Here is a 334-nt window from a genome sequence, read left to right on the forward strand (position 1 = left end):
GCACATAGATCCCGTTCACTTCGTCCTGGTTGAACAGCCATTCCACGGCGGTGGTCTTGCCAAAGCCGGAGGGGCCGTGGATCAGGCCAATACCCGGCACTATGCTGGAGCGGTTGAGCAAGTTGTCGAGCAGCTGCTCGGTCTTGATCATGTTTTTGACTTCAACGATCTTGTGTTTCATAGTGTTTATGTCCTTTATCTATGGTTTAAACAGGGCTACACGCTTAACCTTTTGCCTGGGCGTTGCGTGTGGCCCTGATGCTTTCCAGATGCCTGCTAATCCGTTTTGCTGGCAACTTGTGGCTATACAGGTACTTGGTCAGCCACTCCTTCT

The 334-nt window shown here is 51.5% G+C and carries 1 pseudogene; it reads right to left on the minus strand.

Annotated features, from left to right (window positions below):
• Positions 1-181, minus strand: a pseudogene (locus ACW5W8_RS23990) (AAA family ATPase); the annotation flags it as partial.
• Between the last annotated feature and the right edge of the window lie 153 nt (positions 182-334).

The sequence above is a fragment of the Aeromonas aquatilis genome (genome assembly GCF_054052405.1).